At 35.8% G+C, this 17,495-nt stretch carries 17 protein-coding genes and 1 other annotated feature; all 17 genes read right to left on the reverse strand.

Going from position 1 to position 17,495, the window contains the following annotated elements:
- Positions 1-3: 3 nt before the first annotated feature.
- On the reverse strand, positions 4-318 hold the full coding sequence (gene yhbY, locus N0K80_RS02920; protein WP_269023712.1) for a ribosome assembly RNA-binding protein YhbY: 315 nt from the start codon (positions 316-318) through the stop codon (positions 4-6).
- 17 nt (positions 319-335) lie between these two features.
- Positions 336-1,472 (reverse strand): ribosome biogenesis GTPase YqeH, encoded by a 1,137-nt coding sequence (gene yqeH, locus N0K80_RS02925; protein ID WP_146342824.1) that lies wholly within the window; start codon positions 1,470-1,472, stop codon positions 336-338.
- Complete coding sequence (locus N0K80_RS02930; RefSeq protein WP_146342823.1) at positions 1,465-1,998, reverse strand: YqeG family HAD IIIA-type phosphatase; 534 nt, start codon at positions 1,996-1,998, stop codon at positions 1,465-1,467. The genes yqeH and N0K80_RS02930 overlap by 8 nt, the downstream gene beginning before the upstream one ends.
- Before the next feature lie 154 nt (positions 1,999-2,152).
- A complete protein-coding gene (tenA, locus tag N0K80_RS02935; RefSeq protein ID WP_269023713.1) occupies positions 2,153-2,812 on the reverse strand; it encodes a thiaminase II in 660 nt (219 codons plus the stop codon).
- 73 nt (positions 2,813-2,885) lie between these two features.
- Complete coding sequence (rplT, locus tag N0K80_RS02940) at positions 2,886-3,245, reverse strand: 50S ribosomal protein L20 (RefSeq protein ID WP_057973381.1); 360 nt, start codon at positions 3,243-3,245, stop codon at positions 2,886-2,888.
- A 57-nt stretch (positions 3,246-3,302) separates the two neighbouring features.
- Positions 3,303-3,503 carry a 50S ribosomal protein L35 gene (gene rpmI / locus N0K80_RS02945; RefSeq protein WP_057973380.1) on the reverse strand — a complete coding sequence of 67 codons (201 nt, stop codon included), beginning with the start codon at positions 3,501-3,503 and terminating at the stop codon, positions 3,303-3,305.
- A gap of 26 nt (positions 3,504-3,529) precedes the next feature.
- Complete coding sequence (gene infC / locus N0K80_RS02950) at positions 3,530-4,030, reverse strand: translation initiation factor IF-3 (protein WP_057973379.1); 501 nt, start codon at positions 4,028-4,030, stop codon at positions 3,530-3,532.
- A 56-nt stretch (positions 4,031-4,086) separates the two neighbouring features.
- Positions 4,087-4,225, reverse strand: a sequence feature (ribosomal protein L20 leader region).
- Positions 4,226-4,285: 60 nt separating this feature from the next.
- Positions 4,286-6,232 (reverse strand): threonine--tRNA ligase, encoded by a 1,947-nt coding sequence (thrS, locus tag N0K80_RS02955; RefSeq protein WP_269023714.1) that lies wholly within the window; start codon positions 6,230-6,232, stop codon positions 4,286-4,288.
- Positions 6,233-6,560: 328 nt separating this feature from the next.
- Complete coding sequence (gene dnaI, locus N0K80_RS02960) at positions 6,561-7,499, reverse strand: primosomal protein DnaI (protein ID WP_269023715.1); 939 nt, start codon at positions 7,497-7,499, stop codon at positions 6,561-6,563.
- 2 nt (positions 7,500-7,501) lie between these two features.
- On the reverse strand, positions 7,502-8,899 hold the full coding sequence (locus tag N0K80_RS02965) for a replication initiation and membrane attachment family protein (RefSeq protein ID WP_269023716.1): 1,398 nt from the start codon (positions 8,897-8,899) through the stop codon (positions 7,502-7,504).
- Positions 8,900-8,920: 21 nt separating this feature from the next.
- On the reverse strand, positions 8,921-9,394 hold the full coding sequence (gene nrdR, locus N0K80_RS02970) for a transcriptional regulator NrdR (RefSeq protein WP_269023717.1): 474 nt from the start codon (positions 9,392-9,394) through the stop codon (positions 8,921-8,923).
- A 33-nt stretch (positions 9,395-9,427) separates the two neighbouring features.
- On the reverse strand, positions 9,428-10,027 hold the full coding sequence (gene coaE / locus N0K80_RS02975) for a dephospho-CoA kinase (RefSeq protein ID WP_269023718.1): 600 nt from the start codon (positions 10,025-10,027) through the stop codon (positions 9,428-9,430).
- 2 nt (positions 10,028-10,029) lie between these two features.
- Entirely contained in the window at positions 10,030-10,863 is an 834-nt protein-coding gene (gene mutM / locus N0K80_RS02980) for a DNA-formamidopyrimidine glycosylase (protein WP_269023719.1), read from the reverse strand.
- A 21-nt stretch (positions 10,864-10,884) separates the two neighbouring features.
- Positions 10,885-13,566 (reverse strand): DNA polymerase I, encoded by a 2,682-nt coding sequence (gene polA, locus N0K80_RS02985; RefSeq protein ID WP_269023720.1) that lies wholly within the window; start codon positions 13,564-13,566, stop codon positions 10,885-10,887.
- A gap of 151 nt (positions 13,567-13,717) precedes the next feature.
- The gene (locus N0K80_RS02990) at positions 13,718-14,419 is read right to left on the reverse strand and encodes a Bax inhibitor-1/YccA family protein (RefSeq protein ID WP_112249612.1); all 702 of its coding nucleotides are present in this window, start codon (positions 14,417-14,419) and stop codon (positions 13,718-13,720) included.
- 136 nt (positions 14,420-14,555) lie between these two features.
- Positions 14,556-15,887, reverse strand: a complete 1,332-nt coding sequence (murC, locus tag N0K80_RS02995) for a UDP-N-acetylmuramate--L-alanine ligase (RefSeq protein WP_269023721.1) — start codon at positions 15,885-15,887, stop codon at positions 14,556-14,558.
- Positions 15,888-15,967: 80 nt separating this feature from the next.
- The coding region (locus tag N0K80_RS03000) for a DNA translocase FtsK (RefSeq protein ID WP_269007919.1) at positions 15,968-17,495 on the reverse strand (1,528 nt) is incomplete at its 5' end.

Here is a 17,495-nt window from a genome sequence, read left to right on the forward strand (position 1 = left end):
AAATTAAGCGAGTAAATTAACCTTATCAGAGATATCGCGATTTTCAACATCTGTTGCAGCTTGATAAAGAACTAAAGTATGTCCAATTACTTGAACGACTTGAATCGAACTGTTAGATTCGATGAAAACACGGACTTCATTTGTATCAACCGTAGCATTTTGTAACATGTTAATTTTAATTAATTCACGTTTTTCAATTGCTTCGCGGATCTGGTTTAACCAGCCAATCGATACGCCTTCTTTTCCAACTTGGAAAAGTGGACGTAAATGATGTGCTTGACTGCGTAAATATCTTTTTTGTTTGCCTCTTAATGTCATATGTTAGTTAACTCCTCTTATATCATTGCTTTTCGTAAAAGAACTGAAACACCTTTTGGTGCCCAACCAGCGACTTTTGCACCTTCATTGATGGTTACCCACCCAAGACCAGCAAAAACTAAATCACTTTTTTGTGTTGCTTTGAATTCAAAACGGACTAATTCTGGGAAATCAACCATTTCATCATCTGTTGGTGGATTTAACAAACCACCAGCATGTTTTTCATAAAATTCACTTGCTGATTCCGTTTTTGTTCGATGAATCATTAAATCATTATCAAGATAGACGACAACTCCGGGCGTTCCGCCAGAAATGTAGTCAAATCTAGCAACAGCCCCAAAGAACAACGTTTGATTGTCATTTAACTGATAGACACGTTGCTTAATTTCTTTCTGTGGAGAAACTAATCTCAATGCTTTACCCGATAAATAATGAGCCATTTGATCCTGATGAATAATCCCAGGTGTATCAATTAAAGCACGGTCATCATCCAGTGGAATTTCAATTTTATCAAGTGTTGTTCCCGGGAATCTTGACGTTGTAATTAAATCTTGGACACCCGTTCTTTGTTTGATAATTTGATTAATTAACGTTGATTTACCAACATTAGTAACCCCAACGACGTAAACATCACGACCTTCACGGTATTTTTCAATTAATTCCAATAACTCATCAATTGCAAAATTTTTCGTTGCACTTGTTAATGCAACGTCAATAGGTCTCAATCCTTGTAAGTTGGCTTGTTGTCTCATCCAATCTTTTAACTTCGAGCGTCTTAACGATTTAGGTAATAAGTCAGCCTTATTTCCAACCATTAAAACGGGATTATCACCCACAAAACGGTGTAATCCAGGAATTAAACTACCATTGAAATCAAAAATATCAATAACATTAACGATTAAAGCATCGGCGCTACCAATTTGATTCAATAATTTTAAGAAATCATCATCTGTTAACTTAACGTCAGCAATTTCGTTGTAATGTCTTAATCTAAAACATCTTTGGCAATATAATTCATTTGTTTCAAGTCCTTTTTTTACTGCAGACTTAGGTGTGTATCCTAACTCATCAACGTTTTCACTTTGAATTTTCGATCCGCAACCAATACAAAAAAGATCTTCGTCAACTTCTGGTACTTCGATTATGTCAGTCATCCAATGAATTCCCCCATTTAGTTTTAAAGTCATGTTTTTTAATCAAATGATTTTTAATTCTTTTTTCAATGAAACGGTTAGGCTTCGTATTCCAAGCATCAGATTCAACAAGTGGTTTCACCAAAATACTTTTAATTCCCGCATTATTAGCCGCAGCAATATCAGTCATTAATTGATCACCAATTAAGACTAAATCTTGGTTATCCATCTTGAATTCATCTTTAACTTGGTTTATTCCTTTTGTAAAGGGCTTCAGTGCTCGCGAAACAAATGGTAATCCAATATGTTCCAATGCCTTTTCAACACGCTCATGACTGTTGTTTGACACAACAATTACCGGAATTGAAGCCGCAGCAATAATCTCAAGCCAACTCTTTAATTCGGGTGTTCCATTTGGATTATCCCACGCAATTAATGTGTTATCTAAATCAGTCATAACAACTTTAATGCCGTGGTTTTGTAAATCTTCTGGCGTTAAATCATAGATTGATTCAACCATCCAGGTTGGTTTATATCTCTCAAGCATGTTTAGTTACCTCAATTTTAGAATAATAATCTAAGTATAATGTACTTTCGCTTAAATTGCATGTTTTCTATGAAAACTATTGAATTTAATTTCACTTTACAATGAAAGAAACGTTCAGAACCTCGGTTAATCCTGGTCATTTATGAAAACGAACTTACTCCCAGGTCTGATGATCAAGTGCCATTCCCCAAAAATTATATTCTTCAATACTACTTATTTTAAATGCGTTCGCCATTGCTTCAACGGTCTCTTGGCTGGATTCCTTCGCGACTCTATCTAATGAACGTCGTTGATTGTCTACGGATTCTTTAAATTCATCAGTTGAATACGTTTCAATCCATCTTTGATACATCGGATTTGGAGAGCCTTTACCAATTAACTTGTAGCCAATCTCTAAATAGAGCCAAGCGCATGGTAAAAGGCCAGAAAATGCAGCTTCTGGATTAAATTCAGCTAATTGACGATACATATGTGATACGTAATGGTACGCAGTTGGTGCAATTCCGGTTTGCTCAATTTCTTCATCCGTAATATTTAACTCTTTAAAAAAATCATCTCTAATTGCTGACTCACTCCGTGCTAATCCTTCAGCAGAAGCAAACATTAATTTTTTAATTTCTGCATCATCTGATTGTTCCCCAACTAATTGGTGAATTTTACTAAAGTGTTTCAGATAATAATGATCTTGAATCAAATAATATCTAAAAGTCTCCGCAGGTAAGGAACCATCAACTAGTTGTTTAATAAATGGATGTTCAAAACTCCGTTCCCACCAATCATTTGATTCTCGTCGTACCTTTTCTGAAAATAACATGCTTAACTCCTTTACAGAAATTTATTAAAAAAAGAGAGCACTTGACGATTGGTCAAGTACCCTCTTGAATTTATTATTTGCTTAATGCTTTTTTAGCTTCATCTGCAACAGCAGTAAATGCTGCTGAATCTTTAACAGCTAATTCAGCTAACATTTTACGGTTAACTTCAATTTCTGCTAATTTCAAGCCATGCATCATCTTGCTGTAACTTAAACCGTTCATACGTGCTGCAGCGTTAATACGTGCAATCCATAGACGACGGAAGTTACGTTTTGTTTGATGACGATCACGGAATGAATATTGGTACGATTTCATTACTTGTTGTTTAGCTACCTTAAATTGGATATGTTTTGATCCACGGTAACCTTTTGCTAATTTAAGCATTCTTTTGCGACGTTGACGTGTAACAGTTCCACCTTTAACTCGTGGCATGAAAATTCCTCCTTATTGAGCCATTTAAAATGGCATCAATTGTCTAATTTATATTTATTATTTCATTTGTGAAAGCATTTGTTTGATACGCTTGTTATCTGATGCTGACACTGTAGTTGATTTGCTTAATTGACGACGTTGTTTCTTAGTTTTACCATGCATACGATGACTTGTATAAGCTTTAGAACGTTTTAAGCCACCATTTCCTGTACGTTTAAAACGTTTTGCTGATGCACGATGAGTCTTTTGTTTTGGCATAATCCTAATATCCTCCTAATATAGCTTTACTTTTCAGCCTTAGGTGCAAGCATCATGAACATACTACGTCCATCCATCTTCGCTCTTGATTCAACTGTTGCAGCTTCTTTAGCAGCATCAGCGAAGCGATTCAAGACATCACGTCCGATTTCTTTATGCGTAATTGCACGGCCTTTAAATCTAATTGATACTTTAACCTTATCACCTTTTGCAAGGAATTTTGAGGCATTTTTCAATTTTGTATTGAAATCGTTAATATCAATTGTTGGACTAAGTCTAACTTCTTTAACATTAACAATCTTTTGGTTTTTACGGGCTTCTCTTTGTTTCTTTTGTAATTCGAAACGATATTTCCCATAATCCATGATCTTAGCAACAGGTGGTTTCGAGTTAGCAGCAACAACAACAACATCTAAATTGGCAGCTTCTGCCATATCTAATGCTTCTTGTTTGGTTTTAACACCAAGCTGTTCACCATCGTCACCAATTAAACGAAGTTCCGACGCGCGGATACCTTCATTGACCATTTTGTCTACTTTATCAACTGCTATGGCAATGCACCTCCAAATTTTTTTGAGAAAAAGCACAGAAAAACGGGCAGTAATAATAAATTATCACAGCCCGCTTGAAATCCATTTTAATTGGAATTTAATTTCAATAATATTCTGCCCAGAGACTCTTTTGTCCCTTCAGGCGAGAAGCGGGAGCCTCTGCTTTTTTCTTAACTTTTAAATCATAACAAGTTGGTAACATTTTGTCAAGCCAATTGAAACGAATCTTTTTTATGCCTTACGACTGTAGTTCGCAATTTCTTTTGAAATGTTATTAATAAAGTCTTCTTTTGTGAACACGTTAGAGTCATCTTCACCATGACGACGAACAGAAACGGTATTCTCTGCAACTTCATTATCACCAACAACCAGAATATACGGAACTTTAGTTACTTGTGCATGACGCATTTTGTAACCCATTTTTTCATTACGTTCATCAACCGTTACACGGACGCCACGAGCAACTAAATTGGCACGTAGATCATGCGCATAGTCAGCGTGGAGATCATTCTTAACGGGAATAATTGTCACTTGCTTAGGAGCTAACCATGTTGGGAATGCACCTTTGTACATTTCTGTTAAGTAAGCAGTGAAACGTTCCATTGTTGAAACAAGTCCACGATGAATCATAACTGGACGATGTTCTTCACCATCATCACCGATATATGATAATTCAAATTTTTCAGGCATCATGAAGTCTAATTGGATTGTTGACAATGTTTCATCATTACCCAATGCCGTTTTTGTTTGAACATCTAATTTAGGACCGTAAAATGCTGCTTCACCTTCGGCCTCATAGTAATCAAGACCTAAGTCATCCATAGCACCTTTTAGCATATTTTGTGATTTAGTCCACATTTCATTATCATCAAAGTACTTCTCTGTATTAGCTGGGTCACGATAGCTTAAACGGAATGAGTAATCGGCAATCCCAAAATCAGCATAAACTTCCATCATTAAACGAAGTACACTTTTAAATTCTTCTTGAATTTGATCAGGCGCAACAAACGTATGTCCATCATTCAACGTCATTTCACGTACACGTTGTAATCCTGAAAGTGCACCTGATTTTTCATAACGATGCATCATACCTAATTCAGCAATTCTGATAGGTAAGTCACGGTATGAACGGATATGATGCTTGTACACCTGAATATGCGAAGGACAATTCATTGGACGTAACTCCAATTCTTCGCCATCTCCCATATCCATTGGTGGGAACATATCTTCACGATAATGATCCCAATGACCTGAAGTTTTGTATAAATCTAGGTTAGCTAAAATAGGTGTATACACATGGTCATAACCATTTGAAACTTCCTTATCAACAATGTAGCGTTCAATCGTACGACGAATTGTGGCACCATTAGGCAACCAGTAAGGTAATCCAGCACCAACTTTAGGATCGACAAAGAATAAATCTAAGTCGTTACCGATCACACGGTGATCACGCTCACGTGCCTCTTGACGACGAACTAATTCTGCATCCAAGTCTTTTTGTTTGAAGAATGCCGTTCCGTAAACACGTTGTAACATTGGATTACTTGATTTACCTTGCCAATATGCACCAGCAACTGATAATAGTTGGAAAATTTTAACGTCTGCTGTTGAACGTAATTGAGCACCATCACTTAAATTAACAAATTCGCCTTGTTTGTAAACTTCAACTTGGCCATTTTCATCAGTTGCTTCTACGACTAGTTCAGCACGATAAGGATCTCCAGCAAATAATTCAAGCGCTTCAGCTTTTGATATTAATTGACGTTCAATTTTTAAGTTTTCTTTAACAATAGCTTTCATTTTGTCTTGGATTTTTTTCAAATCATCAACACTGACCTGCGTTTCTCCATTATCTGTATCAAAATAGAATCCATTTTCAATATCAGAACTCATTCCAAATTTCATACCTGGATATAATTGTTGTAAAGCATTAGCCAAAACTTGAGCGGCAGTATGCCATAAAACAACCAAGCCATCTTCAGAATCTTTAGTGACTATTTCAATAGCACCATCAGCCTCTAACGGACGAAGGTAATCAACCAAAACACCGTTGAATTTACCGGCAATTGATTTCTTAGCTAAACTAGGACTAATTGATTTAGCAACATCTTCTGTTGTAATGCCCGCATCAAATTCTTTGATTGCGCCATCTGGAAATGTAATATTTATTTTTGACATGTTAACTTCCTCCATTATTTATCTATTTTTTGATACAAAAAAAGTCCCTAATACACAAATAAGCTTGTGTATTAGGGACGTCGATTAACGTGGTTCCACCCAAATTTAAATCTTTGCCGAAACAAAAATTTCTCCATAGATTTTAACGGATTCAATCCGACCCAACAAAAAGTCAGGCAACATTATGGAAGTGGTCATCACTTATTCTCTGCCAAGAAAGCTTTCAGCTATGCTTTCTCTCCCTGCGGACATAAAAAAAGAATGTAATCTTCCGTATCAATTTAATAACTATTTAACCATTTTTAGTTCATTTTAGCAACTACTAATCTTATTTAGGTCGTCTATTTTTACCAACAATTTTAACTTCTTTTGCTAAAAAATGAACGCGTTCCATGATTCTTTTTGCTTTAAGCGGTTCATCTTCACCCCTTTGACTAATACGCAAATGTTCATCTTCCAATTGTTTCATCGAAAAGTTAGAACTAAAGAAAGTTGGTAATTCCTCTTGCATACGGTACTGCAAAATAACGCCTAAAATATCATCTCGAACCCAGCTGGACATTGCATCCGCGCCGATATCATCAATCATTAAAATTTCAGATTTTTTAACGGCATTTAGCATGTCATAAACGCGATTATCACTAATTGCATTTTTTATTTCAACAGCAAAACTGGGAAAATGCATTAAGGTTGTTTGATAGCCACGGTTGGCCAACTCGTTGGCCATAGCACCTAGGAGATACGTTTTTCCAACTCCAAAACTACCGTAAAAATACATCGCTTGATGATATGCGCTAGGATCGGCCACAAATTCAGTTATGAATTTCAGACTTTGGCTGAGCGCATCCCCTCGCCCATCCATATCAAAATCATTCATCGTTGCATTTTTAATATCTTTAGACATACTCATAGATTTAACACGCTTAGCTAACGCCTTACTTTTTTGCGCCTCAATGAGCGCATCCGTTGGTACATAAGACACATCAATCATATGATTATTCAAAACTAACTGAGGTTTGTAACCGGGCGCTATCATCCCTTTACCTAAAATAATTTTATTTTTTTCAGATAAAAATTCATACAATTTAGCGTCGGCTCTTTGAACATTAGACTCCGTTAATTCAGCTTTATTTTTATCCAAAAAAGCAATCACGTCTGGATCTTCGTAAACTTTCTTCATCAAATCACGATAATTCACGTTAGGATATCGTTCACTTAAGTTTTCATTTTTTAAAAATTTCTTAATTTCTGTCCCTAAATCCTCCATTGTCATCCTCCTTTTGGTGCCGTTTTATTAAACTCATCAAGTTGTCGTTGCAATGCAGCTTTATCAATCTCAGTATCTGCCTCTGGTGCTTGATAATCATCCTTTGCCCAATCAGGCAACGTTTCTTTTTTTATTATTTTTCTTTGACGCTGGTTTGCTACCTTAGTTTCAGTTTTTTTCGTATTAAAATGGCGAACCTGATTAATCGCATCTTCAGGTGTTTTCACTTTTTGCTGTGACCAGTCATTGGCCATAGTATCAACAAATGATTTATTAAGCGTCGCTAAGTCTCGATCAATTAAAATATAATGTATCAAAATATTAATCACTGAATTGGTAAATATTTGGCGTTGTACAAGTTGTTGTAACAGATAGGATTCACTGTCTGTTACGTATCCGCCCTTACTTTCCTTCAATGATTTCAAAAAATCAAAGGGACTGTACGCGTCACTAGCAAGAATTAATTGCGAATCTTCTTCTGAAAAACCAACCTTTTTTAGAGTCTCAACTGATTTTTGACCATTATTCTGTCTATCATCATTCATTGGATCATCTTGTTTTTTTAGTTTAACCTGTTGATTATATTTATGCGCAATCTTTTGCTTAAAGACATTATAATCAACCTCATTGGTTGATAAATCAGCCGCATCACCAATAAACTGTGCCATTTCAATCTCGTCGATATCATACAGGAGATGCTCTGAAACAATCAAATCTCGTTGATTATTAATTTCATCTAAAGACACAAAACTTTTTTTCAATAATTCAATAAAAAATTTAAAATCAAACGAGTCAATAGTATCTGATTCAATCAATTTTTGTGGGGCTTTTTTATTGGTTAAAAACGATTTTTTACTCTCGGAAATAATATCAGGTTTATTAGAAAGATGTACTTGGCTAACTTGGAAAACGTCCAAGAAGCTTTTCGAAATTTCTTTAAATCCGTCTAACTTTAATGTGGGTAATGCAAATCGCGCAGTAATTTCTTTATATCGTGTATCCCCGATTGATTCCCATAACAAGACACTAAGCAAGTCATCCGTAAAAAAATCTGCCGCTTCTAGGGGGCGACGCAACTGATAGACCATCACTTTTCCCATGACGTCATCTTTTTCAAAACTTTTTAAAAGGCCTAAAGCCTCAAGTGAACTTCTTGCTTCATAGAATGCTGCTAAATCAATATTCAGTAACGACAGCAATTCGTTATGCATCTTCCGATTAGATAATTGCGGATTTTGGTTCGCTTCACCCTTTAATAGTGAAAATAGACCACTCGCAATCACACCCATAATAGGTTGATACAAGTAGTCTAATCGTTCTATATCATCATTTGTAACTTTCTCATCCATTAGTACGACGTAGCCATCTTTTGGACTCATATTTTCCCATGTCTCAATCATTGATTATCATTCCTTCAAATCTTACTTATCAGTAGGTGTCTTATCCCGATCCATCATCTCATTCAATTCTTTAAGGAAAACGCCCATATCTTTAAACTGACGATAGACACTGGCAAATCTGATGTACGCAATTTCATCGACATCGGCAAGTAGTCCCATGACGTATTCACCAATAAGTTGACTTGAAATTTCATTTTCGCCTAATGCTCTGACATTATTTTCAACCTGGTCAACAAGATGAGTAATATCCTTCATTGAAACTGGTCGTTTTTCAGCAGATCTGATAATTCCTTTAAGAATTTTTTCGCGGTTAAACTCTTCTCGCGTCCCATTCTTTTTAATAACAAGTAATGGTGTAGCTTCAACCCGTTCAAATGTTGTGAATCTAAATTCACAATTTTCACATTCGCGACGTCGTCTGATAACGCGACCTTCATCTGTTGGTCGACTGTCAACGACTCGAGAGCCATTATGTTGGCAATGTGGACATTTCATTGTGACACCTCATTATTTTTTATTTACATTTATTTAGACATTATTTTGATTACTAAGCCAGTTTAGCACTTGACCCCTTGTAACGGCAACCGTTGTCGAATTATCAATTACAAAATCAGCTAAATCTTTCTTCTTTTGAATTGGCCATTGTGCCTTAATTCTTAATCGCGCCTCAGCAGAAGTCAGCCCATCCCGATTAATTAATCGTTTTAACTGGGTTATTTCGGGTACGAAAACAACCATAACGGCGTCACAGATTGTTTGATAACTCTCTTCAAATAACAATGGCATGTCTAAAACGATTAACGGACTACCTAATTTTCTATGAGATTGAATTTGCGCTAAAATCTCTTTTCTAATAGCGGGATGGATAACGCCATTCAACTTTTCTAATGCGACACCATCACTAAAAACTAATTTTCCTAATTTTTTACGATTTAGCGTGCCATTTTCCATGAGATACTTCTCACCAAATTCATTGATAATCATTTTCAAAGTTTCAGATTCCGGCTCAACAACCTGCCTTGCGATAATATCCGCATCGATTACAGGTACGTTTGAATTCTTAAAAATATGACTAACAGTTGATTTACCTGTCGCAATCCCACCAGTCAATCCAAGTATATAGGTCATATTTAAGCTTTCCTCAGTGGTTGGCAGTGCGGACAATAATGGGTTCCTCGTTGTGCCACCTTTATTTTAACTATGGGCGTCCCACATCTAGGGCATGGTTTACCGGTTTGACCATAAACATTTAAGTCAAATTGAAACAGTCCAGTTTCGCCAAATGCACCAGTATAAGATCTAATCGTTGTACCACCAGCTTGAACCGCAGTAGCCAATTCAAGAATAATATTTTTACGTAAACTACTTAATTTACTATCGGAAATTGAATTTGCTGGTTGTTCCGGATTTATTTTGCTCATCCATAATACCTCATCGACGTAAATATTCCCCAAACCAGCAACCGCTTCTTGGTTCAGTAACACAGGCTTAATAGCCATATGTTTTCGCGCTAAATATTTCTTAAAATTGCTGAGTTTAAATTCATTTTCAGTCGGTTCTGGACCTAATTTTTTAAGACCTGAAAGTTCACGTTCTTGTCCGGTCGGAATTAACTGCATTCGACCAAATTTACGAACATCATTATATCTTAAGTCTTGACCATCAGTTAAATGGAATATAACATGTGAATGTTTTTCAATTGGTTCATCCGTGGCACGAACGAAATATTTACCTTCCATTCGAAGATGAGATACCATTGTCATTTGATTATCAAACCGGAAAAGTAAATATTTACCTAAACGATCGATTGATTCAATTTTCCGTCCCTCAAGTTCATGTTTAAACGGAATGATATCCCCATTTATAATTTTGGGCCATAAAACATCTATGGATTCAATTGTCTTACCAATAACTAACTGACTAAGACCTCTTCGAACCGTTTCAACTTCTGGTAACTCTGGCATACTATCTCCTCCTTACCACTTTTATTTAGTATCAAACCAAGTATCGCCAAATGCACTTTCAACTTTTAGAGGAACCTCTAAAGAAACAGCGGCATCCATAACTTCAGGTACTTTCTTTTGTAAAATGGCAATTTCTTCTTCTGGCGCTTCAAAAATTAATTCATCATGTACTTGCAATAACATTTTAGCTTGCAAATGTTCTTCCTCAAGCATTTTGTTCATATTAATCATCGCCACTTTAATAATATCAGCAGCACTTCCCTGAATAGGTGTATTCATCGCTGTTCTTTCCGCGAATGAACGTAAGTTGAAGTTTCGACTATTAATATCTGGTAAATAACGACGACGATGAAATAGTGTCTCAACGTAACCTTTATCTTTAGCTTCGCGTACAACATTTTCCATATAATCCCTGACACCTGTGAATTCATTTAGATAAGTATCAATGAACGTTTGTGCCTGTTTTCTAGTAATACCAATATTTTTCGATAACCCGAAATCACTAATCCCATAAACGATTCCAAAGTTAACGGCCTTAGACGTCCGACGCATATTTGGTGTTACTTCATCCGGTGAGTCTAATCCGAAGATTCTCATTGCAGTATTGGCATGAATGTCAATTCCCTCTCTAAACGCTTCTTGCATGTTAGCGTCATGGGCAATATGCGCCAAAACACGTAATTCAATCTGCGAGTAATCAGATGAGAATATTTTCCATCCCTTGTGTTCAGGGACAAATGCCTGTCTAATTTTTTTACCTTCGGGAACGCGAACTGGTATATTTTGTAAGTTAGGATCAACAGATGATAACCGTCCCGTTGCCGTTAATGTCTGTAGATATCTCGTATGAACTTTTTTATCGGCATGTCTAACTTTTAATAATCCTTCAACATAAGTCGACTGAATTTTTGCAATTTGTCGATACTTTAAAATTAGGTCCGCGATCGGCGCTACTGTACTAAGTTGTTCTAAAACATCAACAGCAGTTGAATAACCCGTTTTAGTTTTCTTAACAACTGGCAACTTCAATTTTTCGAATAAAATAACACCCAACTGCTTTGGTGAATTAATATTAAATTCTTCATCCGCTTCGGTATATATCTTAGTTTCCATCTCCGTCAAAATAGTTGAAAACTCGCCTTGCATGGTATTTAGTCGATCCGCATCCACAGTAATTCCTTGGATTTCCATCTTGGCTAATACAAGTGATAGTGGGAGTTCCATATCTGTATATAAATTAAGTTGCTCATGGTCGACCAATCCTGCCATCAATGGGGCTTTTAAAAGATGCAAAGCCTCGACTTTTGATGCCATATGATTATAGAAAGTAGCTTCGTCTTCTGGAATTCCACGCTTAACACCTTTTCCATATACTTCCTCATCCGTCTTAACATCATAATAGTCATGTTTTTGCGCAACCTTGCTAAGATCGTCACTATTATCACTTGTATCTAACAAGTATGAGGCTAATAGGAGATCAAATCCAGTTCCATCAAGTTGAATCCCTAAACGGTTTAAAGCAACATAATTACGTTTAAAATTAAATACGTTCTTTGAAATTGAGGCATCCGAAAGAATATTAACCAAAGTAGCCGATTTTAATAACGCAACATCTTGAGTCACAAAGAATTTTTCGCCATCGCCAATAGCAAATCCATCGAAATCCGCTGTATGATAATTATCATCTAACATCTCTAAATAAAATGAAATTGGTTGTGATAATTGCTTTAAGTCATCCAAATTATCAGTTGTTAATGTAACGTAATTCGTCTTTTTAGGTTCTGGGAACAAATTCAGTTCAAGACTGTCAGACGTCGGATTTAAATTTAACTGGCTTAAAAACTTTTTAAAGTCCATTTCTTCATAGAAAGCAACTAATTTATCTAGGTCTTGTCCTTCCCATTTTGTATCAGGAAAATCAATTGTAATAGGCGCATCCTGTCTAATTCTTGCTAAATCCTTACTCATGAATGCCTGATCTTTATCTTCAATTAAATGTTCTTTCATCTTGCTTTTCTTTAATTGATCAATATTGTCGTAAAGATTTTCCATTGAACCATATTCAGTTAACAACTTAATTGCTGTTTTTTCACCAACTTTAGTGACACCAGGATAGTTATCAGATGTGTCCCCAACTAACCCTTTCATATCAATAATTTGTAGCGGCGTTAACCCAAACTTTTCCATCACATGTGCCGGCGTAAATTTTTCTATTTCACTGACACCTTTTTTAGTAACCGAAACAGTTACTTTATCAGTCGTTAACTGCGTCAGGTCGCGATCTCCAGTTACAATCGTAACATCATATCCCGCTGCCTCACCCTTTTTGGCCATTGTTCCGATAATATCATCAGCCTCAAAATCAATTAGTTCATACGTTTTAATTCCGTATCCAGCCAATAATTCTTTAAAATAAGGCATTTGTTCTTTTAATTCTGGTGGCGTTTTTGATCTTCCGGCCTTATAATTATCATATTTTTTTGTTCTAAATGTCGTCTTTCCAGCATCAAAAGCGACTAAAACATGCGTGGGTTTTTCGGTATCCAATATGACATTCAACATATTATTGAAACCATATAACGCATTTGTATGTAACCCTGCTTGATTCGTAAATCGATCTACAGATTGATAAAGTGCAAAGAATGCACGATACGCAATGCTATTTCCGTCAATTAATAATAGTTTTTCATTAGTATTCGTCATCTGATATCCGTCTCCTTTTAAAATCTCTATCCCCATTTTAACAAACATCAGCCATGATTAATAATTTATCACGCAATATCTCTAAAGTAATAAAAACCCCCAAGTTATGAATGACTAACTTAGAGGTTTAAACGACTTATTTTATTAATTACTAATCTCTTCCACCGTAACCAAAGATTCGTAAGAACGAAATGAATAGGTTGATAAAATCAAGATACAACATTAATGCACCTGTCATTGCGAGATTAGGAACTGAAACATCACTATTACGTTGTAAAAATATCTGCCTTAATTTTTGTGTATCCCAAGCTGTTAAAATAGTGAAAATAATAACTGCTACATATGAGAATACGTAGTTAATTAGTTCACTTTGTAAGAATAAATTGACAAACGAAGCGACAATTAATCCAACTAAGGCTGCTAATGCTTGCGTACCAAGCTTAGTTAAGTCACGTTTTGTTACATTTCCTAAAATAGTCATTGTAACGAATACGGCTGAGCTTGCAGCAAACGCGGCAATAATGTTCCCAACCGAATACATAGATATAATTAACGAAAGCGTTACACCCTCAAGTACCGAATAACCCATTAATAAAGCAAAAGTTACAAAAGGCGCCCTTGAAGCTTTAACATTAATATTTAAAACAACTACCAACTGAACGATAAATAACGCCCAAATTGACCAACGATTTTCAGCCATAAACCCAAAAACTGATTCTTGAAATACCGTTAAGGTTAGGAACGACGTAATTGCGGAAACGCCAACTGCTAGCGCCATATACCCATATAGCTTTGATAAAAAATTATTTAATCCATCATTTTCGTTAATAATAACTCTATTTTGATTATCCATCTCTTTTTCCTCCTGGTTCATTGTATAAGCACAAGTGTATCAAATTATTTAATATTATCAAGAATCTTCGCTTTTCTTAAAAAATAATTAACTAATAAAAAAGAAACGACTTTTACGTCATTCCTTACTGAATTTATTAATTATTTTTAAAACTTAAATTACTCAATAACTCTTCGTAAGCATATTCATATTTTTGAACATCTCCGGCGCCCATGAAGATAACCACTGCGTTACTATAATCCAGTAATGGCGAAATATTATCAAGTTTAATAATATCACCGCCCTTAACAATTTTAGCACCCAGATCTTCACTGGAAACGTTTCCTGATGTTTCACGGGCTGAGCTAAAAATGTCAGTTAGGTAAACTTTATCGGCAAGATTTAAACTAACCGCAAAATCATCCATTAACGCAATCGTCCTACTAAATGTATGTGGTTGGAAAACAGCAATTAATTCTTTGTCAGGATATTTTTGACGTGCGGCATCAATTGTCGCTTTAATTTCTGATGGATGATGTGCATAATCATCAATAATTGTCATATCACCAATATATTTTTCGCTAAACCGGCGTTTAACGCCTTTAAAACTTAATAATTCTTTTGCAATTTCTTCTAAATCAACTTTTTCAAAATGTGAAACAGCGATAACAGCCAAACTATTTAAAATGTTATGTTCCCCAAAGATAGGAATTTGGTAATGACCTAAAGGTTCATCATGATAGAAAACGTCGAATTCTGAACCCTTAGTCGTCCGTTTAATATCACGAGCTTGAAAATCATCAGAATCCTTTGTTCCATAGTAATAAATTGGTACATCAGCTTTTATTTTACGAAGTAATGGATCATCTCCCCAAGCGAAAATACCTTTTTTCGTTTGTTTTGCAACAGTTTCAAAGGCATCGAAAACATCATCTATACCGGTAAAATAATCTGGATGATCAAAATCAATATTAGTCATAATTGAATAATCTGGATGATAAGCAACGAAATGACGACGATATTCATCAGCTTCATAAACAAAGAATCGTGCGTCTGGTTTCCCTTTACCGGTACCATCACCAATTAAGTAACTTGTTGGTGCAATACCACTAAGAACATGTGCAAGAAGTCCCGTTGTACTTGTTTTACCGTGTGATCCGGCTACACCAATGCTTGTGTAACCCTCCATTAAACGACTCAACATTTCAGGATAACTAACGATATCTAATCCCATTTCACGTGCTTTTTTAAGTTCAGGATGATCTGCGGTAAACGCGTTACCTGCGATTATAGTCAATCCTTCACGCATATTATTTTCGTCAAATGAATAGACCTTAATGCCAGCCAACTCTAGTCCACGTTGTGTGAACGTATATTGATCAATATCAGACCCTTCAACTTTAAAGCCTTGATCATGTAAAATTAGGGCTAAAGAACTCATCCCTGAACCCTTTATTCCTACAAAGTAATATACCTTTTGATTATTCATTATTATCCTCTTTTCTGACATTATTCATTCATAATTTTACCATAAATAAACCTTAAAATGAGTTAATATTCAGATTGTCGTTAAAATTCTTCTCTCATTCGTCTGAGCTCATCTTCATTTAAATAGACATCTCGTGGCTTTGAACCCTTAGCATGCGAAATATGTTGTTGGTTCTCAAGCTCATCAATAATATTCGCAGCCCTGTTATAACCTATTGAGAAAACACGTTGTAACTTAGAAATTGAAATCGTCTGTTCATGTGCTATAAAATCTAAAATACCTGGAAGCAAATCATCCTGTTGTTCATTTTGATCTGCCATTTTTTTCAATCCATCCGGATTAAATGCGTATCTTGGTTTTCCTTGCGTTCTGACAAAATCCGTAATTAAATCAACTTCATCTTCAATGTATGTTCCCTGCAATCTAACAGCTTGACTCGATCCATTACCGAGATATAACATATCTCCTCGACCCAGTAATTTTTCAGCTCCAGCAGTATCTAAGATTGTTCTTGAATCAATTTGACTAGAAACCATAAATGCTATTCGGGTAGGAATGTTGTTTTTAATCGTTCCCGTGACAACATCAACACTTGGACGCTGTGTCGCAAGAATCAAGTGAATCCCTGCAGCCCTAGCTTTTTGCGTAATTCTAGCGATATAATCTTGCACTTCATTTGAGGCAACCATCATTAAATCGGCTAATTCATCAATGATAATTAAAATGTATGGCATTTTTAAGCCAAAATCACCATTTGCTTCCGCCTTTTGGTTAAAGTTACCAATATTTTTAGCGCCAGCAGCGGCTAATTTTTGATAACGTTCTTCCATCTCATCAACAGCCCACTTCAATGCTGCTGATGCCGCTTTTGCATCTGAAATAACTGGTGCCAAGAGATGTGGAATATCATGGTATGGTGCCAACTCAACTGCCTTAGGATCAATTAATAAAAGCTTAACCTCATTAGGTGTTGCTTTATATAGAATAGAAACCAGTAAACTATTAATAAAAACTGATTTACCGGAACCTGTAGCTCCAGCAATCAATCCATGCGGCATTTTTTGTAGATTAGTTACTTGTGCTTCACCAAATAAATCAACACCTAAGGCAACCGTTAGCGGTGATTTGTTTTCCATAAAGACTGCAGATCTCAATACTTCAGAAAGGAGAACCGGTCTCGATTTCAAATTAGGAATTTCGATTCCGACACTGCTCCGTCCAGGAATTGGTGCTTCCACACGAATATCCTTTGCGGCTAATGCCAATTTCAAATCGTCAACAAGATTAGTAATTTTACTTACCTTAACACCGGCAGCTAGTGAAATTTCGAATTGTGTAACGGTCGGTCCAACTGTCCATCCATCAACTTCTGCGTTCACGTGAAACGCCTCTAATGTATTATTCAATACATCAATTTGAGAAAGTACCCACTCATCTAATTCGCCGGCATTCTCTAAGATAGGATCTGGTAATAAATCAAGAGATGGGAATTGATAAGTGGCATCTGCAATTACGATTTCTTCATCAGATTGGTCATCGTAATAACTGTCTTGTACTTCTTGTACTTCTTGTACTTCTTGTACTTCTTGTACTTCTTGTACTTCTTGT

Origin of the sequence: Dellaglioa carnosa (genome assembly GCF_026948345.1) — a bacterium.
Taxonomy (GTDB): domain Bacteria; phylum Bacillota; class Bacilli; order Lactobacillales; family Lactobacillaceae; genus Dellaglioa; species Dellaglioa algida.